This window comes from Bacillus paramycoides, assembly GCF_038971285.1.
GTDB lineage: Bacteria > Bacillota > Bacilli > Bacillales > Bacillaceae_G > Bacillus_A.
In genome coordinates, this window is sequence record NZ_CP152427.1 from 2,981,779 (window position 1) to 3,006,885 (window position 25,107).

Below are 25,107 nucleotides of genomic sequence, written 5' to 3' on the forward strand. Positions count from 1 at the left end.
AGCGCAGTTAATATTGGGCTAATAGGAAGTTCCAAATTTTGTTTTTTTGCAATGTATTCTCTTTATCATAGAGTTAGTTTAGGGTTATTTTTTTGTTTACTTCATTTTTTTCTGCACTCTGCATCTAGACGATATACCCATTGTCCACAATAAGACTTTATTTCAAACCCACAAAAAATAGATTACCTGCACACTAAAAAGTTTAGCGCACAGATAATCTAGTTGTTTTTGAGATTAATAAAAACCTAATTTGTTTTTTGAATTCTTCCATCAATAATAGACTGAATTGGTTCTTTTGATTTTTTTATATAATCTACTAACGCTTCAAAATCAGTTGGCCCTGCTTCAGCATCTTTACCGTTTTTAAAGGATACAAATCCATCTCCACCTGAAGCTAAAAATGCGTTAGCAACGACGCTGTAAGTTTTAGAAGGAATAATTTCTTCTCCATTTGTTAAGCGAATACTTGTTACTTTTTCTCCATTAGGCTTGTTCGCATCCCAAGTGTATTGGATCCCTGAAATTTGAAGCATTCTTGTTATGTCTTTTTGCCATTGTTGATTTAAAATATCACGAATGTCTTGGCCTGTTAAATTTACTTTTATTAATTGATTTCCGAATGGTTGAATACCATATATCTCTCCCCATGTTATATCACCAGCATCTAGGTCATTACGAATACCACCAGGATTCATAAGTGCAATTTGAGATTGCATTGTTGTACGCTGGGCATCAGCAACTAAATTTCCAAGAGTAGATTCACCAGCCGTATTGAGTTTGCGATCTAGTGGAGCAATAGATTTACCTACAACTTCATTAACAAGAGGTGCGATTTTTGCTTGATATTTCTCCATCTTCTTCTTGATTTTTTTATCAGGCTCCATGCCTTCATGGTAAGTTGTAACAATTTCTGCTTTTTTCTCAACAATATCTTGTGTTTTACGATCGATCTTTACATCAACATCAGCAAAAGCCATACCATAAGAATTTGCTTGTACGACAAGTTTATTATTAACAGTTCCATTTACATAAGTGTGGCTATGCCCACCAAAAATAACATCGACTTCTGGATCAGTCTCATTTGCTAATCGGACGATATCACCATTTGTTACGCCGTTCCCATCTGTTATACCTCCGTTATGCGCAAGAACAACGATAGATTTAACGCCTAGTTTTTTTAATTGCTTTACGGATTTGTTAATAGCTTCAACTTCATCTGTAATTTCTACATTCTTTAGCATAGTAGGCATAACAAGGTTAGGAACATCCGTTGTTACGACTCCGATGAATCCAACAGGAACTCCTTGTACCTTTTTTATAGTGAATGGTGGTAAAAATAAACGGCCAGTGGATTTATTATAGAAATTTGCGGCAACATATGGGAATTTTGCTCCTTTAAAATTCCCTGTTTTCTCATGGTATCCACCATAAATAAGGCGGTTCATTTCCGCAACACCTTCATCAAATTCATGATTTCCTATAGTCCCAACATCGAATTTCAAATCATTTAGAAATTCAATCGTAGGTTCGTCTTGTAATAATGCTGAAACAGGAGTACTTGCTCCAACAACATCTCCAGCATGTACCTTTAATGTATTCGGATTTTGTTTTTCACGATCACGTAAATAAGCCCCTAAGTACTCAATTCCCCCTGCATCTTTATTGTTAATCTTTTTTACAGTGTCTAGTTGCCCATGAAAATCGTTAATACCGAGCATTTGCACATCTATGTAGCGGTTTGGTTCTGTACTTGCTTGTGCTGAAGGCGCAGCAAATACACTAGTAAAAGTAACTGTACTTATTGCTAAAGCAACTGGAATGATTTTTTTCAACATAAAATTTCTCTCCCCTAATTAAAATCTGACATAATACAATGTTATTTTAATATATTAAGAGAATTATTTCTATAAAAATTCTACCAATTATAAAAATTAATAAGATTTTATTGTTTTCTGACAAGATATTTCTTCCTCAAAAAAAAAATGTACATTTCTTTTTTTGAGGATTATTCAAAATATTATCTTGATAGTAATATAACAATACTTCTAAGAAATCTAAAAAACTCTAATCAATACATTTTAGCTGTTAAGAAGAATATTCAATCCAAAACTACTGGAGATTTATCAACCTAACATCTCAATATCACCATTTAAAAAGATGCTCCTGGATTTATCCAAGAGCATCTTTTATAAAGCTTTATTTTAACTTGTTTATAAGTTATCAATTAACAATTATATAGTTGTAATCAGTCCTTTAAAAATAATAGGAGTGCTTCATTAAATTCTTTGGCATGCGTTGCATTTAGCCCATGTGGACCACCCTTTATTAACGTTACTTTAGAATTAGGAATTGCTTCATGTGTTAATTTCCCACTATATTCAAATGGTACAGTCGCATCTGAATCACCATGAATAATAAGGGTAGGTATATTAACCTTAGCTAAATCGCCTCTGAAGTCTGTTTTGCTGAAAGCAGCGATACAATCTAGTGTTCCTTTAGGTGATGCACCCGCAGCGATATCCCTATTGTAAAGTCGAAATGGTTCACTAACTAAGTCAGTTCGATCTCCAGCAGCAAAAAATCCTTTCGTAAACTCATCAAGGAATGCTAGGCGATCACTTTTTACTCCATTTTCAAATCCTTGAATTGCTACATCATCTAATACACCCTCAGGATGATCTGCTGACTTATAAAGGAATGGTGGTACAGCTCCTGCAAATACAGCCTTCTCTACTCTATTCGTTCCATATTTCCCAATATACCGGGCTACCTCGCCTCCACCCATAGAAAAACCAACAAGTGTGACATTTTGAAGCTCTAACTGTTCTAATAGTTGATGTAAATCAGAAGTAAAGGTATCATATTCATACCCTTCCCACGGCTGAGATGATTTTCCAAAACCTCGACGATCATATGTTATAACTCTGTATCCAGCCTCAACAAGAGCGGGAACTTGGTATTCCCAAGATCGACCACTTAACGGCCAACCATGAATTAGTACAACTGGTTTTCCTGTGCCATGATCCTCATAATATATCTCAATTGGTGCTTGATTTTCGGTTCCTACAGTAATTTTTGCCATTGTCCTACCTCCTTTAATATGTATCCTTTTCTTCAATAATTCGGATGAATCTCATAACCTATTTATACACATTTATATTGTGAACTCTAAGCTTGAAACTCCATTGTTCCGAAGAATTCATTTTTTGTTTATGGAACAATTCCTCATCTTATACCTTTTTCATCACGAATTATTTACTGAACATTCCTCCTATTCAATTCTAATAACAAAAATAGGTGACTATCAATATCGTTCTATCTATAGGATGTATAGGTAATACCAATCTATTTTATAGTGAAAACAACTATAGTTACGACCTATACAAATTATAGATAATTTAGAATTGATTAACTAATCAGTTTTAAAATACTATAAATTTGTATAGCACTTCATGTTCTGTGAATGCTGCTATAACCAATATTATTGGTCAGCTTAGTTATAAACGAAGAAACTTATGATAGTATTCGACTATTTAAACTTTCTTCGATTACTTAATTTTTAGGAGGAATACATAATGACTGATCTCTATTCTCGTATTAACAAAGATGATGCTGTTGTGCTTTTAGTAGATCATCAAACTGGTCTTATGTCCGGACTAGTACGTGACTATGGTGTTGATGAATTCAAGAACAATGTTTTAGCTCTTGCTCATACTGCTAAGTTTTTTGATTTACCAGTTATTTTAACAACAAGTTTTGAAAACGGGCCTAACGGACCTTTAATGCAAGAATTGGTTGATCTCTTTCCTCACGCACCAAAAATAGCTCGACCTGGACAAATTAACGCATGGGATAATGATGATTTTGTAAAAGCAATCGAAGAAACTGGAAAAAAACAACTTATCATCGCGGGCGTAGTTACGGACGTTTGTGTTGCTTTCCCGGCACTTTCTGCTATAAAAGCTGGATATGAAGTATTTGCTGTTACTGACGCTTCAGGAACTTTCAGCAAACAAGTTGCAGATGCTGCCAATACGCGTATGGCACATAATGGCGTACAACTTATGAACTGGTTTAGCGTAGCTTGCGAATTACAACGCGATTGGCGCAACGATGTTGAAGGTTTTGGCAATTTGCTTGCTAGTAATCTTCCAGGTTATCAAAATATAATTGGAAGTTATATGGGAGCTCAGCGCGATCTTAGTAAACAAAATGTATAAATGTATTTCAAAGAAATAGCTTTCAATTACTTTTTTAAAGTAGATAGTATAGATTTAGTGCTGATTAAATCAGCACTAAATTTTAAATTAAAAAGTATAGCAAAGCTTTTATTTTTATGGTTACAACTTAAATTAACTTTTTGAAAATAAAAAAAAGGAGCGTTTTATTATGAGTAATTTAGAATTATTAAACCCGGAGAACAGTGCCTTAATTTTAATTGATTTTCAACCTCAAATGACTTTTGGAGTTGCAAGTATTGATAGACAAACATTGATTAATAACGTTATGATGCTTGCTAAATCAGCAAAAACTTTTAACGTACCTACTATTCTTACTACAGTTGAGACACGCAGCTTTTCTGGTTATTTTTGGCCGCAAATTCTTGACATATTCCCAAACCATGAAATTATAGAACGCAGTTCAATGAACTCTTGGGAAGATCCAAAATTTGTTGAAGCAGTTAAAGCAACAGGTAGAAAGAAATTAATATTTGCAGCACTTTGGACTGAAGTTTGCCTTGCATTCCCTGTGCTTGAAGCAATTAAAGCTGGCTATGAGGTGTATGCAGTTGATGATGCTTCAGGTGGCACTAGTTTGACAGCACATAACGCTGCTATGCGTCGTGTAGAACAAGCTGGTGCAATTCCAGTGACAGCAATTCAAGTTTTACTTGAATACCAACGTGACTGGGCACACAAAGATACTTATGATGCTGTAATGGAGATTGTAAAGGAACACACTGGTGCTTATGGTCAAGGTGTAGAATACGCATATACTATGGTGCATGGCGCGCTTCCAAGCAGGAAAATATGAAACACGAAGGAGTAGCTGTCGAAGAGACTCATACAGGGAACACGATGGATGTTGCCGATCCAGTAACAACGATTGTTACATGGGAAATTCAACAAGGGAAAGAAAAACAGTTTGAAACATGGAGACATGAAATCGAAGCTGCCGCTACTAAATTCCCAGGGCATTTAGGTGTAAATCTAATATTCCCAAATAACGAATCCAGAGAGTATACTGTTATTTTTCGCTTTGATACGTATGAGCATCTACGTGCTTGGCAAGAATCAGATGTTCGCCGAGATTTGTTAAAAAAGGCAGAACAATTTCAAGTTACTAATCCAAGTTACAAAACTGAACGTAGTTTGGCTTATTGGTTTGTTACTCCGAAAACGCCAATTCCACCGCCAAAATGGAAAATGTCTATCGTTACCCTTCTGGGTGTATGGCCTCTTAGCATGTTAGTTCCTAAATTGATAGGACCTATTATAAAACATATGAATCCTATTATGTCCGCTTTTTTTGTTTCTGTATGTATAGTGTCCTTGCTATCATGGGTAGTTATGCCGATTTTCGGTAAATTATTTCATCCATGGTTACAAAATAATAGGAAGTAGACGAGGTGTGAATATGAATTTACCGGATATGATCTTATATAACGGAAAAATTACTACCCTTGATCCCTCTCAACCTGAGGTGTCTGCTATCGCCATAACTGATGGTTTAATAACTGCAGTAGGTGGAGATGAAATTCTTAATAGTGCCACAGAAAAAACAAAAAAAATAGACCTTAAAAGAAAGAGAGCTATTCCAGGTCTGAATGACTCTCATATACACGTTATTCGTGGCGGTCTTCATTATAATATGGAATTACGATGGGAAGGTGTGCCTTCACTTGCCATAGCTCTCGAAATGCTCAAAGAACAGGCAAGGCGTACACCTGCTCCTCAGTGGGTAAGAGTAGTTGGAGGTTGGTCTGAATTTCAATTTAAAGAGAGACGGTTGCCAACTTTAGAAGAGATTAATGCTGTTTCTGAAGACACACCTGTCTTTGTGCTACATCTTTACGATAGAGCACTTGTAAATCGTGCTGGGCTGCGTGCACTGGGATACACAAAAGATACCCCAGACCCTCCAGGCTGCTTAATTGAGCGAGATAAACGAGGTAATCCAACGGGCCTTTTAATTGCGAATCCTAACGCTTCTATTCTTTATTCAAGTTTGGGTAAAGCACCAATACTTAATTTTGACGACCAAATTAATTCAACTCGCCATTTTATGCGCGAATTAAATAGATTAGGTATTACAAGTGCTATTGACGCAGGTGGCGGATTCCAAAATTATCCTGATGATTACAAAGTTGTTGAACATTTAGCCGAGAAGGAACAATTAACTTTGCGTATTGCTTATAATCTATTTACGCAAAATCCTAATCATGAATATGAAGACTTTGCTTCATGGGCCAAAATTGTTTCTCCAGGTCAAGGAACTGATAAGTATAAAATGAATGGTGCCGGAGAAATGTTAGTATTCTCGGCAGCCGATTTCGAAAAATTTCAAATGCCACGTCCTGAACTAGCTACGATGATGGAAGCTGACTTAAAGAAAGTAATTTCTCTATTAGTGGAAAACCGTTGGCCATTCCGTTTACATGCAACTTATGACGAGTCAATCACACGATTCTTAAATGTATTTGAGGAAGTCAACAAAGAAATCCCTTTTAATGGTCTACGATGGTGGTTTGACCATGCAGAAACAATCTCAGATCGTAGTATGGAACGTGTTAAGGCTTTAAATGGCGGTATTGCCATCCAAGACCGCATGGCTTTTCAAGGTGAATACTTTGTTGATTTATACGGAAAGGAAGCTGCAAAGCGTACTCCTCCAATTTATCGGATGTTAGACCTAGGTATACCTGTTGGCGCTGGTAGTGATGCAACTAGGGTTTCCAGCTATAACCCTTGGGTCGCTCTTTACTGGATGGTTGCCGGAAAAACCATTGGTGGACTTTCGATATACGATGAAAAAAATAAACTTGATAGAAAAGTAGCCCTGGAATTATATTCAAAAGGAAGTGCGTGGTTCTCTGGTGATGAAGGTAAAAAAGGAACCCTTGCAGTAGGTCAGTTTGCTGATCTTGCTGTATTGTCTGCTGACTACTTTACTGTGCCAGAAGAAGAAATCAAGAACCTTGAATCATTACTAACCATTATGGGTGGGCAGGTTGTTTATGGAAATGATGAATTTAAAAATTTATCACCTGAATTGCCACCAGCATCACCTGATTGGTCACCGACGGGAGTTTATGGTTATGGTGGTGCTAACCTAGCCCACACTATACTTTCTCACGATGCCCATGATCACAAGTTACATAGTTGCAGTAACCCTCTCCATCAACACACTCATACCGTAATAGGAAAAGATGGAACTAAATGGGGTATTGGTTGTACTTGCTTTGCTTTCTAAGTCAAAACCACCGGTATAATGCCGGTGGTTTTCTTTATGCAATAAGAATATGTAAAAAGAAATAGCAGTATATCCCTAATGGAATCTATTACTATGCGATAAGACCAAAGAGTTAATTGATTAACTTGACTTGTTTTTAACAGCCTTCTCTCCTTGCAAAGTCTGTCCTTTTCCCCTTAAGTAAAAGTCCATGGTATTCCATTTTGAAGCGACTACACCACTCATATAAATCTACTTACCCTTTGACTGTAATTTAGGTCTTCTCCCAAGAATTATGTATCATGTTTAATTCTCACACTATAATCATTATTATTTTTATTATACTAATACTTTTTCAGGATTATTTAACTTCTGCATAAAGATACGTGCTGCAAAACTTAAAAATTTATCATCAAAGTGAATAAGATTAATATCTTGACTTGGTGTTGGGTCAATAATACGAACTATGCTCAAAGTATCATTATTAACAAAGTTAACCAGTGAAAGAGGTATTATGGCAACCCCATGTCCATTGTATACAAGGCTCAATAGAGAAATAGAAGATTTTGTTTCTATATTTGCTTCAGATAAAGATAACCCTAAACTCTCACAATATATTTTAATAGATTCACGACAACTACATGAAACCATTATTCTACTGAGCCCTACTAATTCTCGAAAAGAAACAAATGATGTTTCATTCAAAGGATGATTTTTTGGAATGACAAGGACAAGCTCTTCGCTATACAAAAGGGTGCTTGTTAATGTGTCTGGAATTTGAGCACTACGCGTGATGCCTATATCAATATTTTTATCAACGATTTGATTTACAGCAACTTCGGATTCTATAATTTTTACTACGATGTTAGGATAATGTTGTTGAAACTTCATAATATAAGGTGTTAAATAAGTGAGATCCTCTAATAAACCTCCTATAGTGATTACCCCTCTTTTTACACCCTTTAATTCAAAAATTTCATTATAAACGTCATCAAATTGTTGCATGATAAATTTTCCTTTATCAAATAGCAGCTTACCCGCTTCTGTCATTTTGATACCTCTTCCAACTCGATGAAACAAGGGTGTATCAAGTTCACCTTCTAACACACGGATTTGTTGGCTTAAAGTCGGCTGTGAAATACCTAGAACTTCCGCAGCTTTAGTAAAACTATTATTATTACAAACTTGAATAAAATACTCTAAATGACGTAATTCCATTCTTGATACCCACTCTCCGCTTTATGAAAGATTTATAATGAAAAGGACGATATGTATATCGTTAACATAACAACTATCTTTCTTACTATATCAATTGCAATTACATAATTTATTTACTTTGCATTACAATAAATTTACTACTATTTATTAATTTTTCCTCCTATTTATTTAATTTATATTTAATTAGGATATTACTAAGCAGAAATAACCTCTAAAAACTTACAATTTCTGTGTGTAACATCCTAACTTTTTCAACTGTTTAATTATCATTTTTTCTCCATATAGTCCAAACTATCAAATATTTGCCGAATCCCCCTTTATGCTGAGGAAAAATAGTGTCCATTAATTCAATACCTTCTGAAATATTTGACGTGTACGTGATACTACTACTTGCAAGTAATATTTTGTCTCCAAGTTTTTGTATAAGCTGATCGCTTTTACTGTATAGTAGCTCACGCACTGCAAATTCAGTTGGATTAAGTCCATAATTTTTTATATCCTTTGCAATACATTTAGTGATTGACTGTAATTCCCTTCATAATATAACAAATAACTTTAAATATAGGCTCTCATCGTTAATCACGCTCATAATTCCCAATCCTTTACAAGTTATCTTGAATTCGAGATTTATTATATTATCGTCAAAATATTATGTCAATCATTCATTTTAGCGTTATCAAGCCACTTATAATTTATTTCTCAACATAAGACATATGGAATTAGAAGAAAACAATTGTTACTATATAAGTATCTCAATTACGTTATTTCTTTTAAAGAGAGCTTGTTGTCTAACGCAAGTTCTCTTTTGTCATATTCTAAATTGAATCGGAACAAATTTCAGATGATGCGTCTGCCTATGTATATGATATAGTTTTAAAAAAAGATTAGAGCCCTCCTACAAAAAGGAGCGCTCTAATCTTTCATATAAAATTAGTACCTCACTTAAGAAGTTTTAAAAGACAAGCTTGTTAATGATGCTCCAACACTTAAATCGTCATTTAATACGAGGGATAAACAAGCTACTAATGGTAATGTAATAGTAATTGAGCCATCAGAATTAATCACTATACTAGGACTAGATCCACACTCTTCTCCACCACTTACAATTGATTCTACCCCGCCACTAGGAGTAAACGTAACAATAAGACACACATCGATACAAATATCATTTAAAGTATATGCCATTACTTATACCCCTCCCTAAAACAATTTATAATAAGCTATGTAGTAAAAAGGGCTAATGACACAAAAAATTTTAGAAGAAGGCGCATTAAGGTGTTTTTTCTATTTTCACAGAGACCTGCTCAATTCATCCTTAAAAACCCAAGGTAAAGTGAACCCGTTAAAGTCTATGGAATAAGCTCTAATCCCCCCTTATCTAAAGGAGGAACTATTATTATGGGATATGATTATAGTAAGCGGTGGTACTTTTGAATTTGATCAAACCATTGTAAATCATAAAAACTATACAATTTCAAATGTAAATACATAAAGCAATACAAAATAGCCCCTTCTCACCAGCAGCGGCTATTTTATATGAAAATACTTCATTAGTTTATATATCCTAAAACACTTACAATCTTACTCGCTTTTAAATTATGAATATGATAATAAATTTCTAAACCTTTTCGCTCAGCTCGTAACACTTTACCCTTCATTTTTGATAAATGTTGTGAAACTGTCGATTGTGGAATATTCAGCAATTCTGTTAATTGTGTTACATTACACGTTTTTCTCGTACTTAATTCATTTACAATTTGTAAGCGGATTGGATGCGCCATAATTTTCAAAATATCTACATCTTCTTCTGAAACTAAACTTTTTCTCATTTCACTTGTATATGTTGTCATAGGACATTCCCCTTTTATATGAACTCCTTTTATTTTGATCTATTTCCAAAATATTTAAAACTCCGATGTAAAACCTTTATATAAAAATAAAGGAATTTTAAATTTTTAAAAACAGAACGAAATACAATTCACTTTATTTATTCTTTCATTACATATAAATAATAAAATATTAATATGTGCTCTATGTGAAGTTAGCCTAAATTTATAATGAAGATTTTTCAAATCATTCACATGTAACTACCGATTTTTCTGCTTTGTGTTTCCCTTCTATCTTTGTTGTTTTCTTTCCTTGAGCTTTTCATTGTTTTCTCTAGGTGCAGGAGTGTTGGTCATATAAAGATCGATAATACTAAGTCGTTTACTACGAGGAGAATATTTCCTTCCTTTCTATTTTCTTGTACAACTTAATCCTGTACTCGTTTTTTTGTTGTTCTTTGGTTAATAGATGAACGCTCACACGAGATGAGACTTTATTGGTTATCAAAGTTGGTCCGCATCAGGATCTAACAAATGAGTCCAAGTAATTAATGCTGTCAACATAACAAAAAGAGTCCTGATTGATACGGACTCTTTTGTGAGTTTTTACAAAAGTAAACTTTTAAACACATAATTACATTTCTATTATTTATTTCAACACTTGAACAGATGCTGGTTTCCACCCCTGATTCTCTACCCAATCAATATCAACCTTATATTTTTTATTACTTTGCTTATCTCGTACATTACCGTAGGCTTTATTATCACCATTATTCCCAATAAAATCGAAAATCAATTGGCTCTCTGGAACATCAACAGCATAAGAAATTGCTTGTTTCATCTCACTCCAATCTACTGTTCCTTCTTTAAATTTCATTTCAGGTTTTGCTCCTTGCACTGTACCAATTGGCTTCCAAGAAGGATTAGTTTGAGAACCTTTTTCTTGAGATGCCGTTTTTTCTCCCTCTTTATTTTCATTTCCGTTCATTTTTACCGATTTTTCTGCTTTTTGTTTCTCTTCTAACAGTGCTGCTTCTTTCTCCTCACGTTTCTTCTCTTCTAGCAGTACTGCTTCTTTCTCCTCACGTTCCTTCTCGTCTAACAGTGCTGCTTCTTTCTCCTCACGCTCCTTCTCCTCTAACTGCGCTGCTTCTTTCTCTTTACGTTTCTTCTCTTCTAACTGCGCTGCTTCTTTCTCTTTACGTTTCTTCTCTTCTATCTTTGTTGCTTTCTTTTCTTGAGCAATTGCTTTCTTTGATGTATCAGAAGGGGAAAACAACTGGTATGTCACTATACCAACTGTCACTAATACCAAAGTAAATGCAATATTAAAAACCACCTTTTTACGACGATTTTGTTGTTTTTCTTGAAACCTGCTTACTTGTACCATTTTTTAAACCCCCGAATTTATTTTCTCTTCTAATCTTTATGCATCATTCTTATAATTCTTAATATTTTTATTAAACGATGGAAATAAATCACAATTCCCATACAAGATTTCATATCATAATAAAATTTGTGTTGTTTCAAGTATCTGACATATGTTATTCAAAAATATTTTAATACATTAAAAATTGATAAACTCCTATTCGTAAGAAACCTTCAATTTTATTCAAAGATGATTCCAATTACGTCCACATTAGATCTCCTGTAGAAATCTTTTTAACAATTAAGCCCCTTCTTCCCTTATTTATAATTTTCAAATTAAACTGCCCTCTATGGTACAATAAAGATGTGTTGTTTTCTACTGGGATATGTCGTAAAATCAGAAGGGATTTTATCTCTTTTACCTTTTTTTCAGAGTAACTTTCACCACTAGGAAACTCTATTATTCCTAATGTAATCTTTAATTCACTTTCATCAAAAGTCCAATCCTTATTAAGTTCCCTTATCTTTTGTATAAAGCTTCTTTTGGTTTTTCCTATATAGATCAATGTTTCATTATTAGCATATACTCTAGAGATTGCAAATATTCCCTTCTTAAAAGCTTCTTCTCTATTATAAAAATCATTTAAACTATACAATCCATACCATTTAATATGTACTGTTTCTATTAACCTCACCTCATTTTTAGATAATATTATAATTTCTGAATGTTCGAATTATTTTGGATACATAGCCTTGATTACTTGAATTATAAATAGTGCTTTTCAATAATACATTTTATTATTACTAATTTCAATAATGAATATGTATATCTCAACATGAATTTCCTATCATTGGTTTCGTCAAGTAAGGCTCATAATTCTCTTCGATAATTTTATCTTACTGTGGTGGGAGAATCCTTGTACAGTGGAGATAGCGTGTCAGCCGGATGAGTTGATTTTTCGTTTTCTAAATACCTTTTCTTAAAATGATATGCGGTGTTTTCACGTAAGACGTCATTTGCATAGAATAGCGTACTTTTTTGTGGGAATTCGAAAATAACACCTTCACAGGAGTCGGACACTTGTCGATAAGCGACATGCCCCCTCTTTGATACATTTTGTTTGCTAAATTGATAAGCATTTCAACATCCCCAAACGAATTATTTTGTTTTGTTAGCTTGATGGGCATGTGGCACTCCCCCTATTAATAAATATTACTAACCATATATCTATGATTCATATCTATCATATTTTTTATAAACAGGATTAATTAGATTTAAAAAAAGATTTCTTTTTCTTTACTCGTAATAAATCACCTGTCCACCCTTTGAATCGCATATACAAATACATGCCACCTGTTGTGAAAATAATAAATAAGAGAGCGATTAAATAGCTATATTTCCATTCTAGTTCAGGCATATATTTAAAATTCATCCCCCACAATGCTCCTAAGGCCGTCAAAGGCGTACTTACAGCAGTTAATACAGTAAGAGCTTTCATAATTTCATTCCCACGATGAGAAGAAACAACTTCTTGTAAATGAATCATCGTGTCTAATTCTTCTTGGTACTCTTTAACGAGTTGTAATCCACGCTCTAATTTTACGTGTGTTTGTTTATAACAAAGGGTGTTCGTTAGGTTTTCTAACCAAGCTTCCTCCAAGCCTTGTAACACTTCTTGTATTAAGCGAAACACATGTGTGTTCATAAATAATTCATGACGAATATGATAAATTCTTTCTAAAACTGCTATGTTATTATGATGATAAAAATCCCATAATACATTTCTAAAATTGTTTTCGAAATAATCAACCTTTCGCAAGTAATGAGATATAAAGATTGATAAGATAGCACATAATCCTTCAGCGGAACTATTACAATTTTTCACACTAAAAAAGGAATTATCTATTAATTTTTGGAAATCCTCTTCCTCTTTTTCCTGGACCGTTATCAGTATTCCATGAGCTACGAAATAATGAAGAAATTTTTGAATTTGGGCGTCCTTTTTATCTTGATCATATAAAAACGAACCATATACACAAGTTTGACTTGGTGATAACGTATAAACATATAATCCATTTTCACAAGGAGAACTTATTTTCTTTATAAATTGAGAGAAATAAGATGTTACATCACGAGGGATTATAGAAGAAAGTTTTTCAAGTTCACTAGTTTTCACATGATACCAATCCCATTTCGGCATTTTTATACATTCCACATTATTCTTCCTTTCTGAATAGTTTTATGTTTCATCGAATAATATCCGTAATATGAAATTTATATGTAGGTATTCATGTCTTGGAGGAAAAGTTTTTAGATCCTCTACATTACAAACTAAATGGCATAGGAGGTCTTCTTCTGTTACGCAAGGAAGACCCCCTATATATTAGTTATTTGGATTCTAAATTTTAAACATTTCCTCTATACAAGCACTTTTTATCTTTTCTTATTTATATGTGGCACGTCTATTTAACGAACTCCATTTCGGTCGTTATTATAATTTAGATTCATATGCAGATTGATTGGTGATGTCGTCAAATACTTGACTTCCAATCATATAGTATCCATGAAGTGCTGCCTCTTTCGAAGCGTCTACCATACGGAAAGAAGAAATTTCACCTTGCATTTTTTCAATTCGTTTTTTGTGTATGTCTACTATTCCTCCTGTCCAAATGATAGTGTCATACTGGTCTAACTTAAATTGTTCTTGTAATACACGCATAACGTCTTGGAAGTGTGTATCCAACTCTTTTTGAATCAAAGTATCAACCTGACTTGTCTGAGGATTTTCTTCTCGATCCCCATATCCTTTTTCTAATACTTTTGGCATGTCGTTAATATGCAAGTGATCACTTTCCCCCGCATGATTCTGCAGGATATTCTTAATATTTTTCAAAGGCTTGCTACATCCTAGTTCCGTCTCATAATGATTTAAAATGACATTCTGTTTCATATCTGTCATTTCTAATGTACGAAATCCACCATCAATAATTAAGATACGATCTTGTTCCTGAATGATTCCCTCTTTTAAGAAATAGGCATGTAAAGCGACCGGTTGCTGAAGAATCAAAACATTTTCCACCGTAATATTAATAAATTTCCCATCAATTTGTACGGAAGTTTCTTTTTTTAGTGCACGTTGTAATTGCTCATGCTGACTACCAAAACAAGTAACAGGAAGCCCGGTAACAACTAAAGGTAACACGACATTTTCTTTATAATCCTTTGCAATGCAACCAAATATTTGTTGTTTAAACTGTTCGCTTTCATAATATTTTTCTATTTCTTCGTCAAATGTAGGAAGAAATGAAGCGGCAGATTGATGCGCTTCATTTCCCATGTAGTATGCAAAGTCTAAGTCTATAAAACTTACCTTTGTTAAATCTTCACTTTCAGCATGATTAGGTACAGGGGCTAGTGTGGAAGCTTCACTCTTAATCGTCATCTCAGAATCTACATCCTGTCGATATGCCCGCTTAGTAAAACCAATTCCTACATCAATTGCATACAGAGATTTCATACTTTTTTCCTCACTTTCTCTTTTTAGAATTAAATCTAAGCACTCTCTTCTTTCCCTTCTTTCATATATTTCTTTTCATTTTTCGTTTTTTCTCCGTCTATGTCTTTACTGTTTTGATTTATTTCGTTATCCTTTGCATCTTTTTTCTTTTTGTTATTTTCGTTTTCTGTTAAATCTTTAATAGTAGAAATGACAACTGGTGTGGCTGTAAGCAGTTGTGGTAATGTTTGTTTAGCAACATTAGCTGCAGTTACAGAGAATTGTTTACTTGTCTCAGTTACCTTCTCCAATATTTCCTTTATGTTTCCTTCTTGTAGTTTGTCTTTTACGCTTTTTCCTTTTGTTTGTATAGCATTCCGATTTTCTTTTTTTAATAGGGAGACCATGACTCCGGTCGCAATCCCAATCACAGCATATTTAAATATTGTATGTTTCATTTTTCTCACCCTTCTCTACTTTTATTTTCTTCCATGCTACAACCTAAAATAATTAACTTACCTATTTATCAGATGTTGCAATCTATTAGAGAGAATGATAGTTTTGCGGCTGCCCATCACTCGCCGTTGGTATTTCATCTGTTACTAGAAGTAAAATTCTACCTTGATCTAATTTTTCTTCATATAAGTTAGCTTCCTCCTTCGACAACCCCATTTCCTCCATTTGATTTCGGAGTTCGTCCCCTTTTTTGGAGAAAAAGTTGATAATACTTGTACCCAATCCTTGTTCTTTTACTCCAATCGTATTTGTGTTTGTATCATCCGCAATCTTTTTTGTTAGATGTTTTTCATGTGTTAAGACGTAAATGTCATCTTGGTGAATCCCTTGCAATTCTAGCTCTTTTACTTTCATAACTACTTCATGTTCATTATCATATTCATGAACCACCGGTTTTCTTTCATTCTTATGCATTGTATTTTTCCTCCCTTAGTTTTTTATTTTCTTATTTAGTTGTTATGTAATATGTAATACACCTATTTTAAAGATGTTAAACCTAAATTTTCAAAAAACTTCATGTAATAGGTTATTAATGTTTTTGAATATCAAAGAAATGTCACGAGCACTTTGCTTTGATAACAGTGTTACAAATAACAATTTATTTGGAAGACAAGCCTCTTTTTTTATCATTGAATTTTCCAATGACATAGAAGCACAGCGCTGCATTACATGTAACTGCCCCATGGGATTCTCTACTTCAAAAGAAAAAAGCATCTCACTAGATGCTTTCTTTCATTGTTCGCACTATAAATGTATTTAGATAATTCTCTTATTACTATAAAATACATTTATTCTAGTTCCTAAATCTCACTTATTTCTTAATTCACCCATACTAATATAAAACCAAATAACCTACCATCAAAAAATAAAGAAAACAGGTTATTTGGCTATTCATTCCGCAGGCTTAATACTAAAGTTAATCTTTTTTCACACGGTTAAACTTTATTAAGAAAACCTTAAGGAATTTCCCTCTATATTTATAAGAATTTTTTTCTATACTGAATTATGTAAATGAACAAGAGGAGAAATGATCATGAAGAAATTTGTACTTTGCATACTAGGAATAGGCCTACCTATATACTTACTACCTTTCATATTACGAGGGGATTTGGATAGATTTAATCCGATTGCTGAAGAAAAAAATGTATACGCCATTGCGAAGGGATATGGTGTTCCAGATTATCATCATAAAGGACGAGCTATGTATACCCTAAAAGGTGTTGATAAATCAAAGAATGAGAAAGAATATACAGTAGGAACTAGCACCCCTAATGATTTTATAAAAAAAACTCACTTAAAAATTCATGTAAAAGGAAAGTATGTGTATTCTTACGACGTTATTTCTGAAAAGGATATTCCGGAGAAAATAAGAAAGCAATTAGAGGTAGAAATTAAATAAAAGAGCCTACTCTTATGAGCTGGCTCTTGATTACCTCTCCAACCTACCATTAGGATATATTGAGGAAGTAGAATTCTTTAGATCACTTTATTAAATTCGTTATCATTGTTTTAATAACCACTGTTCAATTACTTTCACAGTTTCATCTCGTTGTACTTTTGGCGTAATTAAGCTTGCATTATCACCTTTTTGCTCACCATACATGCCAAAATGAGCATGGTTTCCGCCTTTTATCATGTGCATAGTTGTATTCTTTGACATGAACTTTTTATTGTTCTCTATTTTTTCTACAGTTGTTAAAGCATCTACTTCTCCATAAATAGATAACATTGGAATCGATTTCGTAGAGAAATCATCTGCAGGATACGAGCCTAAGAAAATGATTCCATCTACCTTGTCTTCATGTTGGAAGGCATACTTAGAAATCATAGCTCCCCCCATTGAATGCCCTGCAACATACCATTTTTGAACTTCAGGATACTGTTCCATTACACTGTCTACCGCATTGATTCCAAGTATCGCTAAATTTAATGGTAACTTAGGCATCACTACAAAATGCCCATCTTTTGCAAGAGCTTCCCCTAAGTAACTATAAGCCTCAGCTTCTACTTTAGCTCCTTGATAAAAAATAACGCCTACCTTAGCATCTTTCTGTCCAAAAACTATATTATCCTCATCTTTTTTATCATCTACTAACGACAAAGCCTCTTTCGTTGGTTTATAAGTAAACTGAGACCAAGTCAAAAACGTAATACTTCCTATAATTAAAATACCTAGTAAAGAGTACAGAATAATTTTTATCCATTTCTTCACAAAGATGACCTCCCTAAGATGTATATATTCTATATTTTAGATTATCATTCATACACATAAAAACTCGAGCATTTTTATTGTGCTCAAGTTTTTATTTACGTGTTTAATTTATACTATAAATGGTCCAAGATAAATATGTAGCAAATGCAGACCATAAAAAATATGGAATTAGCAACCATGTCGATACTTTAGATAATTTGGAAGAAACCGCTATGAGAAGTAACGTAGTAATAGCGACTAGTAAACAATCTACTGTTGCTAAAAATAAATTTTTTTGACTGAATTGAAAGTAGCTGAACGCTTGATTGCACATGTAATTTAAAAGGAATACAAACCAAAATGTTTTTGGCTTACATCCATATTTGTTGTAAATAATTGTAACCGACAATGCAATAAGTCCATATAGTACAGCCCAAACTATTCCGATTGTCATACCAGAAGGTGTCCAAGACGGCTTTTCTAGCGCATCGTACCACATACGATCGATAGGAAATAAAATACTAGAAACATAAAACAAACCATATGTTAGTAAAAATACTAGAATACTAGATTTTTTCATAAACATTCTCCTTTTTACTAGAAGATTATAGAAACTTTATATGATTAGTATGTCCTTGTAATGGATAACATTCTAATATTTAAATTTCAAATACATATTGTTTAACTTATTTTATGTGAACTCTTTCATACTTTTATATGCACAAAGCGCTCTCTCTCGTGCCGCCTTATGATCAACGACTGGCAAAGGATATGTATGACCAAGCTTTATATTAGCCTTTTGTAAAATATGCTCAGGTGCTTCCCAAGGTTTATGTATATATTTATTAGGCATATCTCTTAATTCTGGTACCCATTTTCTTATATACTCCCCCTCTTTATCAAACTTTTCTCCTTGTGTGATGGGATTAAAAATACGAAAATACGGTGATGCATCTGCTCCACTTCCAGCAACCCATTGCCATCCCATTGTATTATTTGCAATATCAGCATCTAGTAGTGTATCCATAAACCATTTTGCTCCTTCTTGCCACGGAATTAACAAATGCTTGACAAGAAAAGAGGCTACAGCCATTCTTGCTCGATTATGCATAAAACCTGTTTGCCATAGTTCCCGCATTCCCGCATCAATAAACGGATAACCAGTTTCACCCTTCTGCCATACTGTTAATAATTCCTCTTCATTATTCCACGGAAAATGTTCAAAGCTCTTATTAAGAGGTTTATATACTGTAAACGGATAATGATAGAGCAAATAATAAGAAAACTCTCGCCAAATTAATTGGCGTATAAAACTATTCACTTGTTTTTCAAAAAGACTACATTGTCTTTCGGTACTTTTATTTATTAAGTAATGATACATCCATCTCACTGATATTTGGCCAAATGAAAGATAAGGTGCCAGCATCGAATGAGCATTTTCATTTGGAAAATCTCTTCCTTCACTATAAGAGGCTAATTTACTAGAGAAAAATTTCTTACATGTTTTGTATGCCCCTTCTTCTGTAGGCTCCCATATGGATTCAATATGAGATGTCCACCGTATAGTCGGCAGCAAATGTAATTCTGAAACAGATAAGCTTGCTGGTAAAGAGTTTCCTCCTTTTATACGCTGCACTTTACTAATAGGTTTAGGTATTACCTGCTTTTGAAATGCATTGTAAAAAGGCGTAAACACCTTATATTCAGTGTTATCTTTCTTTTTAATAATCCACGGTTCTAATAATAAATGTGAATTAAATTCCTTACAGACAATACCTTTACCCTCTAACATTATTTTCATTTTTTCATTAGATTGTAATCTGTCCGGATCATAACAAACATTCCAATATACAGCCGTTATACCTAACTGTTCTATGAGAGAAAATATTTCTTCCTGTGTATTTCCTTTGCGAATTATTAAAGTAGAGCCCAATGCCTCAAGTTGCTTTTGGACATCTATTATAGCATGATGTAACCACCACTTTGACGCACTTCCTATTGAAAAAGTTTCGTCATGTATATATACCGGAACAACCTCACCGGACTGAGCAGCTTCAAATAGAGCTGGGTTATCATATAAACGAAAATCTTTTTGAAACATAACGATAATTTTATTTTGCATGACTACCTCTTCTGATTCTTAAAATATAATAAAATTTATTATACAACAGCAATTTATACATAAGAATTTATTTGTCTTTCATAGATTAATTAACTTTTTCAACTATTTTATTAGTAGGAATTTTAACAACCGTTTCTTTTTCACCTGTTCTATCAATCATGAAACCATGAACTTTAATATTAGAAGGTACTAATGGATGATGACGAATCATCTCTATACTCTTCTCAATATTTTCACTAACATTTTCTTGTCCACTTAGCCATTCATTCAGGCTACCACTTGAAAATTCAGGCATGCAATTTTTAAAGAGATAGTCTAATTCTATATTATCTTTTATGAAATCACGTTGAGTTTGTAGATTAACTGAAGAAGTTTCTTTATCCTCTATTCCTACAACAAAAATTTCTTCCACATTTTCTTGATAAATAGCAATAATAATAGATCTCATTATATCTCCATAAGGATGTACAATTACAGAATCATAGCTGTGTATAGTCAATATGTTTTCTTGTTGAATGTTAGTTACTTGTTGGATAATAGGCTCTATCCCATGTTCAATGTCTGTTAATACTAATACTTTTTTATTCTTTGAATTCATATGGAGCACTCCTTCTTCATTATCGTATTTATGAAACTTTTAAACTAGTAACGATAGTTGATTATTCATGACATGATTGTTACCAATTTTTCCATTGTCCTTCTGGATCAACACTTGCCAGTCTAACCCATCCATTTTGAACTTTTTCTCGAAATGTGAAATCCTTATTTAGCAAACGCTCTATATATTCAATAGGTGCTTGAATTACAATTAGTAAACGAAGTGGTGAATGATACGTCTCACTATCTGACTGCATAACCGATTGCCAAGGTAAGCCTGGCAACAGGTCACTTGCATTTCCTTGCATAACACCGAGACCTGCCGTTACGGTTTGGGTTGTTTTGTTTCCACTACCATAATAATGAGGAGCTACAGTTGAAGCGTAATATTGGAGATTTATCCACTGAGCTACTGTTCCTGGTCCTGCAATGATGTTAGCCAATATATTGCCACTTTCATCCTGTTTCCAATCATAATTATGAAGGAAAGCCCTTCCTTCTAGGTCACAATCCTGAGTTAATTCTCGTTTTCCGATAATAAAAGATGCATTACGGGCTAATCCCCATTCCGGACGTATTTCACTCCAATCTTCTGCAAATCGATGTGCCTCTTTACTCGGATTTTTTATTTTCGTTTTAAAATTAGGTAATTGTGTTAAACGCTCTCTATTTGCATCTTGGCTGACATTTGGCATAACCGACTCAATACAATCAAATGCTTCTTGCGCAGTTTCCGAAAGTTCTGGGACGTAAATCCATTCCAATTCATCCACTGTTGTTTTATGTTCAGCTGCTGCAAAAATGGTGTCCTCCGGAATGTTAATACCTTCAGCAGACAATGCCTCTCTTACTTCTGGAAGATTACATAAAGTAGCAAAAACTTTTGCATTGAATCCTCCTGCTGCTCCGCCACAAGCACCACACTCAAGCGCTGCAGCATAAGGATTGTTCGTACTATGACTACTGTGTCCGCACATTACAATTAAAGGCGCGAATTTTTCTGTCAATCCTACCATTTTTAAAGCTTGACGCACATAGTTCACTTTTTCTTCTTTCGTAAAACCGATAGGTATCTCACATTTTGTATCATGAACATGATTAAGTGAGAATGTTGTATCAGGTTTTTGTAACATCGTTTTACGAAGGTTACGAAGGAAACTACCTACTCTTCTTGGCACAAAACTCCTTGTCACCATTTGTAAACCAAGTAAAGGGCCACTTACCTCAGGTAGTAACATACTTGTCAGTACATTTTGTTTCATCGTTTTAAACGTATAACTTACTGAGCTGTCTATCTTCTTACGTTGCTCATAAGATTTATATTCATTTTCATCCGTGAGCTCTTTTATTTGATGTTTCGGTTTTAATATAACTGGCAAAGAAGGATGGCTTTCGCTACTGCCTAGTTCACTAGTCGCAATCGGTAACCCAAAGAAACCAGCTATTCCAAACGTTTCGAACGGACCTAATTTTTCTAGGTGGCGACGAAATGGTTCTGAACGGACATCAATACAAAATGCTAATTGAGCTAATACACGTTTTTTATCATTAGTTGCACGTTGCTTAGAAACAATCCTTTCCCTTAATTGCTCTGCATGCGTCTGTTCCCAAGCTTCTAGCCAAAGTTTCCTGCGAATATTTTCATCAAAACGATAAGCAAATGCTAATAATTCGCTTTGTTCAGCTGCAGACATTTGTGACCATTCCAGGGTTGAAATATTCCCCCAATAGATCCAAGAAGCTATAAGCGGAACAATCGCAACTTTTTTCTCAGCCTTTTGATTTGTTATAGGTAAATAAGGTTTGACAATGGCCAGCTCCATAGAAATTCGAACTGCTAAATATTCAATCATAAGTTCCTGCTCCTGAGTTGACTGTTGGGAACGCCATCTTATCATTCCTACCCACCCAGGCAAAGCAAGCAAGTGACCTTCAAGGTAAGCTTGCTTGTTAGATTCAGAAATTCCTAATTCAAATAAAGCTCTTGTTAAAGCTACCTCGGCATCCTCTGGCCAATCTTTTAAAACGCTACGCTCATTTTTACTGAGCGCTGGATCAAATTTAATAAGGTGATGCCATGCACGATACAAACCTTTTTCTCGATTTGGCATCGTCCAACTTGACCCGGAGTCATCAAGATATAATTTACACCATTTAATAATATGATAATTAAGAATATCAGATAGGTTGTCACCCTTTTGATTCTCTATCAGTGTACTTACAGGTTGCATAGAAGAGTCTTTCATACTTCCTGTATTTATATAACTCATTTCTTCTGCCAGTTTATTTAATTGTGGCGATGATAATAAACTAGAAGGTAATTTTTCTAATTTTAAAGCTGCTTGGCAAAACTGCTCCGCTTTCTTTCGCGGGATATGAAAAGATTGTGAATCAAGCCAACGAGACAAGCCACTTTGTAAAAACGATTCCTCAATCTCCCTTTTTGCCTTTGCCGAATGAATCATAGCAGCACTCGGATATATATCCACATTACGAATTTCTTTTAACCAATCTGCAACTTGTTCAAATGATTGTTTTTCAAGTCCCATCCAAGGGTGATGAGCTGCAAATGTAGCGATCGGCCAAAGTGGTGCAATCACTCGGCTAGCAGATTCAACTAAATCATTCATATTCCTTTCTTGTACTTCGATGTTTGTCTCTTTCTTTTTTAAAGTTTCTTTCGTTACGATTGACGATATGCTCATCACTGATTACCTCCCTTTGATACATAATGTTTAAGATAGCTTGGATGACTTTCTACTGACTTTTGTCTCGCTTCACCTATTCGAACGAACCAAAGATACATTACAGCAAACATTGTAGAGGATTGATTACGAGTAACGAGAGTACTAATAGCACTACCAAATAATAAGAGACATATAACAAAAATAACGGCTGAAGCTGAAGGTTGAACATTTTGATACATGTCAGTATGCAACCATTTATAAAGAGAATTATGAACGGTAAAGTAAATGAGAGAAAATCCAACTAAAATAAATACGCCAACAATTCGTCCCATTCTTCCCTCTCCAAAAACAACAAGCTGTTTCCATGAAAAGTATAATGACCACCCTAAAATGAACGCACTAACTAATTCATACCCTTCTCCAGAAGTCGTAAACCAAAAAGCAATCGCTATAAATAATCCGAAAACACGCCCGACCATAGTCCATAAATTAGACATCTTTTCATTAGACGGCTTCACTGCCCTAAAACGTTGTACGGAAGAACCAGCTTGTAAAAACAGTGTAGCTTTAAATAAACCATGTAAAATTAAATGAATAACAGCCGCCAAATAGGCTCCTAATGCGCATTGAATAAGCATAAACCCCATTTGTGCAATAGTTGATCCCACTAGCTGACGTTTATAATCAACTTGAACTAGGCTAATTCCTGTTCCGATTAAGACAGAAATACTAGAGAAAATTAGTAAAATGATTTGTGCAATATCATCATGAAAAAGAGGTGAAAATCTAGTTAACATGATACCGCCAGCATTTACTAAACCCGCATGCATAATAGCAGAAACAGGAGTTGGAGCAACAGCTGACTCAATTAACCATCTTTGAAAAGGCCATTGTGCTGCTGGAATCATCACAGCTACTATAATCAATAAGTTAATTCCTGTTTTCTCCAACGTTCCAAATTGAGCTGCATTTTCATTCGTTAAAACTGATGTTAACTGCCACTGTCCAGTGACTTGAAAAAGCCAAATGATAGCTGCTAGCAAGGCGATCCAGCTTATTATAAATAAATAACTAGAAATTTTTGCTGCTTCGCTAACTACTTTCCACCCTTTATTTAGACATATGAGTAAAACCAATCCTATAAGAGTTGCTCCCCAACAAATAATCATGAAACGAAGATCATTACTTAACCATGCGACTGAAGATACACCTGTAGTAAATGTAAAAAGTGCAAAGTATTTTCGATATAAGCGATCTCCCAGTAAGTAACGTATAGAAAAACGTTGAATGATTAAACCAATTGTAAGAACAAAGAAAGCCATGAACCAAGCTAAAGTATCTAAATGCCAAGGCCCTACAACTCTATCTCCATTGCGATTAACCAGTGCGAGTAAAGAAACCAATGAAGGCAATGCAGCGATACCAATATGGATATGAACAAAACGTAAAGGCATCCTTGCATGTAAAAACAACAATCCACTTAGCCAAGAAGCACTAAGCGCCATAAAAAATAATGTTAACAGTGTTGATGAACTCAGCGAAATTAACATGTACAATACTCCCTTCCCAACGAAAATAACCTATAAAAATTTCTTTTAAGATAGTTTTTTAATTTCAATTTCCATTCACTCTT

At 34.2% G+C, this 25,107-nt stretch carries 23 protein-coding genes and 3 pseudogenes; 7 read left to right on the plus strand and 19 right to left on the minus strand.

Translation table 11 applies throughout. The features are described from left to right. Positions 1 to 245: 245 nt before the first annotated feature. Both AAG068_RS15410 and AAG068_RS15415 read right to left on the minus strand, forming a co-directional pair. Positions 246 to 1,835 carry a bifunctional metallophosphatase/5'-nucleotidase gene (locus AAG068_RS15410; protein ID WP_048525499.1) on the minus strand — a complete coding sequence of 530 codons (1,590 nt, stop codon included), beginning with the start codon at positions 1,833 to 1,835 and terminating at the stop codon, positions 246 to 248. A gap of 410 nt (positions 1,836 to 2,245) precedes the next feature. Continuing rightward, positions 2,246 to 3,082 (minus strand): alpha/beta fold hydrolase, encoded by an 837-nt coding sequence (locus AAG068_RS15415; protein ID WP_157409973.1) that lies wholly within the window; start codon positions 3,080 to 3,082, stop codon positions 2,246 to 2,248. Positions 3,083 to 3,575: 493 nt separating this feature from the next. Here AAG068_RS15415 and ycaC point away from each other — a divergent pair, with 493 nt between their 5' ends. The 4 genes from ycaC (at position 3,576) to AAG068_RS15435 (ending at position 7,473) form a co-directional block, all read left to right on the plus strand. Continuing rightward, entirely contained in the window at positions 3,576 to 4,220 is a 645-nt protein-coding gene (gene ycaC, locus AAG068_RS15420) for an isochorismate family cysteine hydrolase YcaC (RefSeq protein ID WP_048525495.1), read from the plus strand. Positions 4,221 to 4,389: 169 nt separating this feature from the next. Then, positions 4,390 to 5,034, plus strand: coding sequence for a hydrolase (locus AAG068_RS15425; protein WP_048525494.1), 645 nt, complete (start codon positions 4,390 to 4,392; stop codon positions 5,032 to 5,034). Then, positions 5,031 to 5,624 (plus strand): antibiotic biosynthesis monooxygenase, encoded by a 594-nt coding sequence (locus AAG068_RS15430; protein ID WP_071759131.1) that lies wholly within the window; start codon positions 5,031 to 5,033, stop codon positions 5,622 to 5,624. The genes AAG068_RS15425 and AAG068_RS15430 overlap by 4 nt, the downstream gene beginning before the upstream one ends. Positions 5,625 to 5,637: 13 nt before the next feature. Then, complete coding sequence (locus AAG068_RS15435) at positions 5,638 to 7,473, plus strand: amidohydrolase (RefSeq protein WP_157409974.1); 1,836 nt, start codon at positions 5,638 to 5,640, stop codon at positions 7,471 to 7,473. A 318-nt stretch (positions 7,474 to 7,791) separates the two neighbouring features. Here the strand turns inward: AAG068_RS15435 and AAG068_RS15440 are convergent, their stop codons facing one another. From AAG068_RS15440 to AAG068_RS15450, 3 genes and pseudogenes are all read right to left on the minus strand, one after another. After that, positions 7,792 to 8,670 (minus strand): LysR family transcriptional regulator, encoded by an 879-nt coding sequence (locus AAG068_RS15440; RefSeq protein ID WP_063224972.1) that lies wholly within the window; start codon positions 8,668 to 8,670, stop codon positions 7,792 to 7,794. Positions 8,671 to 8,889: 219 nt separating this feature from the next. Next, positions 8,890 to 9,259: pseudogene (locus AAG068_RS15445) on the minus strand (MarR family transcriptional regulator). A 353-nt stretch (positions 9,260 to 9,612) separates the two neighbouring features. Next, positions 9,613 to 9,855: a hypothetical protein gene (locus AAG068_RS15450; protein WP_048525485.1), complete on the minus strand. Its 243-nt coding sequence runs from the start codon at positions 9,853 to 9,855 to the stop codon at positions 9,613 to 9,615. 226 nt (positions 9,856 to 10,081) lie between these two features. Here AAG068_RS15450 and AAG068_RS15455 point away from each other — a divergent pair. After that, positions 10,082 to 10,162 (plus strand): annotated as a pseudogene (locus tag AAG068_RS15455) (DUF2187 family protein); the annotation flags it as partial. A gap of 58 nt (positions 10,163 to 10,220) precedes the next feature. On the opposite strand, the gene AAG068_RS15460 reads toward AAG068_RS15455, so the two are convergent. The 8 genes from AAG068_RS15460 to AAG068_RS15500 all read right to left on the minus strand — a co-directional run bounded on the left by AAG068_RS15460 (position 10,221) and on the right by AAG068_RS15500 (position 16,291). Further along, positions 10,221 to 10,520, minus strand: a complete 300-nt coding sequence (locus tag AAG068_RS15460; protein WP_000214796.1) for an ArsR/SmtB family transcription factor — start codon at positions 10,518 to 10,520, stop codon at positions 10,221 to 10,223. 625 nt (positions 10,521 to 11,145) lie between these two features. Beyond that, a complete protein-coding gene (locus AAG068_RS15470) occupies positions 11,146 to 11,886 on the minus strand; it encodes a YrrS family protein (RefSeq protein WP_166688393.1) in 741 nt (246 codons plus the stop codon). Positions 11,887 to 12,124: 238 nt separating this feature from the next. After that, positions 12,125 to 12,559, minus strand: coding sequence for a hypothetical protein (locus AAG068_RS15475; protein ID WP_048525481.1), 435 nt, complete (start codon positions 12,557 to 12,559; stop codon positions 12,125 to 12,127). A gap of 271 nt (positions 12,560 to 12,830) precedes the next feature. After that, positions 12,831 to 13,052: a hypothetical protein gene (locus AAG068_RS15480; RefSeq protein WP_098346726.1), complete on the minus strand. Its 222-nt coding sequence runs from the start codon at positions 13,050 to 13,052 to the stop codon at positions 12,831 to 12,833. A gap of 77 nt (positions 13,053 to 13,129) precedes the next feature. Next, positions 13,130 to 14,080 carry a magnesium transporter CorA family protein gene (locus tag AAG068_RS15485; protein ID WP_166703129.1) on the minus strand — a complete coding sequence of 317 codons (951 nt, stop codon included), beginning with the start codon at positions 14,078 to 14,080 and terminating at the stop codon, positions 13,130 to 13,132. 276 nt (positions 14,081 to 14,356) lie between these two features. After that, complete coding sequence (locus AAG068_RS15490) at positions 14,357 to 15,382, minus strand: ParM/StbA family protein (protein WP_166688391.1); 1,026 nt, start codon at positions 15,380 to 15,382, stop codon at positions 14,357 to 14,359. A gap of 35 nt (positions 15,383 to 15,417) precedes the next feature. Then, positions 15,418 to 15,819 carry a peptidase U61 gene (locus AAG068_RS15495; RefSeq protein ID WP_342714909.1) on the minus strand — a complete coding sequence of 134 codons (402 nt, stop codon included), beginning with the start codon at positions 15,817 to 15,819 and terminating at the stop codon, positions 15,418 to 15,420. 85 nt (positions 15,820 to 15,904) lie between these two features. After that, positions 15,905 to 16,291: a general stress protein gene (locus AAG068_RS15500; RefSeq protein ID WP_166688390.1), complete on the minus strand. Its 387-nt coding sequence runs from the start codon at positions 16,289 to 16,291 to the stop codon at positions 15,905 to 15,907. A gap of 118 nt (positions 16,292 to 16,409) precedes the next feature. On the opposite strand from AAG068_RS15500, the pseudogene AAG068_RS15505 reads away from it, so the two are divergent. Together AAG068_RS15505 and AAG068_RS15510 are read left to right on the plus strand one after the other, a co-directional pair. After that, positions 16,410 to 16,514: pseudogene (locus AAG068_RS15505) on the plus strand (acyl dehydratase); the annotation flags it as partial. Positions 16,515 to 16,910: 396 nt separating this feature from the next. Beyond that, on the plus strand, positions 16,911 to 17,276 hold the full coding sequence (locus AAG068_RS15510; protein WP_166688389.1) for a YxeA family protein: 366 nt from the start codon (positions 16,911 to 16,913) through the stop codon (positions 17,274 to 17,276). A gap of 102 nt (positions 17,277 to 17,378) precedes the next feature. Here AAG068_RS15510 and AAG068_RS15515 read toward each other — a convergent pair whose 3' ends face one another. From AAG068_RS15515 to AAG068_RS15540, 6 genes are all read right to left on the minus strand, one after another. Then, the gene (locus AAG068_RS15515; protein WP_166688388.1) at positions 17,379 to 18,089 is read right to left on the minus strand and encodes an alpha/beta hydrolase; all 711 of its coding nucleotides are present in this window, start codon (positions 18,087 to 18,089) and stop codon (positions 17,379 to 17,381) included. 103 nt (positions 18,090 to 18,192) lie between these two features. Then, positions 18,193 to 18,648, minus strand: a complete 456-nt coding sequence (locus AAG068_RS15520) for a TspO/MBR family protein (RefSeq protein WP_048525467.1) — start codon at positions 18,646 to 18,648, stop codon at positions 18,193 to 18,195. A gap of 111 nt (positions 18,649 to 18,759) precedes the next feature. After that, the gene (locus AAG068_RS15525; RefSeq protein WP_342714910.1) at positions 18,760 to 20,190 is read right to left on the minus strand and encodes a cryptochrome/photolyase family protein; all 1,431 of its coding nucleotides are present in this window, start codon (positions 20,188 to 20,190) and stop codon (positions 18,760 to 18,762) included. Between the two features lie 85 nt (positions 20,191 to 20,275). Then, positions 20,276 to 20,788 carry a carbonic anhydrase gene (locus tag AAG068_RS15530; RefSeq protein ID WP_166688386.1) on the minus strand — a complete coding sequence of 171 codons (513 nt, stop codon included), beginning with the start codon at positions 20,786 to 20,788 and terminating at the stop codon, positions 20,276 to 20,278. 79 nt (positions 20,789 to 20,867) lie between these two features. Then, positions 20,868 to 23,492, minus strand: a complete 2,625-nt coding sequence (locus tag AAG068_RS15535; protein WP_342714911.1) for a DUF2309 domain-containing protein — start codon at positions 23,490 to 23,492, stop codon at positions 20,868 to 20,870. Beyond that, a complete protein-coding gene (locus AAG068_RS15540; protein WP_342714912.1) occupies positions 23,492 to 25,024 on the minus strand; it encodes an NADH dehydrogenase subunit 5 in 1,533 nt (510 codons plus the stop codon). The genes AAG068_RS15535 and AAG068_RS15540 overlap by 1 nt, the downstream gene beginning before the upstream one ends. Positions 25,025 to 25,107 lie beyond the last annotated feature (83 nt).

Excerpts from the sequence above, each read along its gene's own strand:
- AAG068_RS15410 (WP_048525499.1), bottom strand. The coding sequence starts at position 1,835 with ATGTTGAAAAAAATCATTCCAGTTGCTTTAGCAATAAGTACAGTTACT.
- AAG068_RS15415 (WP_157409973.1), bottom strand. The coding sequence starts at position 3,082 with ATGGCAAAAATTACTGTAGGAACCGAAAATCAAGCACCAATTGAGATA.
- ycaC (WP_048525495.1), top strand. The coding sequence starts at position 3,576 with ATGACTGATCTCTATTCTCGTATTAACAAAGATGATGCTGTTGTGCTT.
- AAG068_RS15425 (WP_048525494.1), top strand. The coding sequence starts at position 4,390 with ATGAGTAATTTAGAATTATTAAACCCGGAGAACAGTGCCTTAATTTTA.
- AAG068_RS15430 (WP_071759131.1), top strand. The coding sequence starts at position 5,031 with ATGAAACACGAAGGAGTAGCTGTCGAAGAGACTCATACAGGGAACACG.
- AAG068_RS15435 (WP_157409974.1), top strand. The coding sequence starts at position 5,638 with ATGAATTTACCGGATATGATCTTATATAACGGAAAAATTACTACCCTT.
- AAG068_RS15440 (WP_063224972.1), bottom strand. The coding sequence starts at position 8,670 with ATGGAATTACGTCATTTAGAGTATTTTATTCAAGTTTGTAATAATAAT.
- AAG068_RS15450 (WP_048525485.1), bottom strand. The coding sequence starts at position 9,855 with ATGGCATATACTTTAAATGATATTTGTATCGATGTGTGTCTTATTGTT.
- AAG068_RS15460 (WP_000214796.1), bottom strand. The coding sequence starts at position 10,520 with ATGACAACATATACAAGTGAAATGAGAAAAAGTTTAGTTTCAGAAGAA.
- AAG068_RS15470 (WP_166688393.1), bottom strand. The coding sequence starts at position 11,886 with ATGGTACAAGTAAGCAGGTTTCAAGAAAAACAACAAAATCGTCGTAAA.
- AAG068_RS15480 (WP_098346726.1), bottom strand. The coding sequence starts at position 13,052 with ATGCCCATCAAGCTAACAAAACAAAATAATTCGTTTGGGGATGTTGAA.
- AAG068_RS15490 (WP_166688391.1), bottom strand. The coding sequence starts at position 15,382 with ATGAAATCTCTGTATGCAATTGATGTAGGAATTGGTTTTACTAAGCGG.
- AAG068_RS15495 (WP_342714909.1), bottom strand. The coding sequence starts at position 15,819 with ATGAAACATACAATATTTAAATATGCTGTGATTGGGATTGCGACCGGA.
- AAG068_RS15500 (WP_166688390.1), bottom strand. The coding sequence starts at position 16,291 with ATGCATAAGAATGAAAGAAAACCGGTGGTTCATGAATATGATAATGAA.
- AAG068_RS15510 (WP_166688389.1), top strand. The coding sequence starts at position 16,911 with ATGAAGAAATTTGTACTTTGCATACTAGGAATAGGCCTACCTATATAC.
- AAG068_RS15520 (WP_048525467.1), bottom strand. The coding sequence starts at position 18,648 with ATGAAAAAATCTAGTATTCTAGTATTTTTACTAACATATGGTTTGTTT.
- AAG068_RS15525 (WP_342714910.1), bottom strand. The coding sequence starts at position 20,190 with ATGCAAAATAAAATTATCGTTATGTTTCAAAAAGATTTTCGTTTATAT.
- AAG068_RS15530 (WP_166688386.1), bottom strand. The coding sequence starts at position 20,788 with ATGAATTCAAAGAATAAAAAAGTATTAGTATTAACAGACATTGAACAT.
- AAG068_RS15535 (WP_342714911.1), bottom strand. The coding sequence starts at position 23,492 with ATGAGCATATCGTCAATCGTAACGAAAGAAACTTTAAAAAAGAAAGAG.
- AAG068_RS15540 (WP_342714912.1), bottom strand. The coding sequence starts at position 25,024 with ATGTTAATTTCGCTGAGTTCATCAACACTGTTAACATTATTTTTTATG.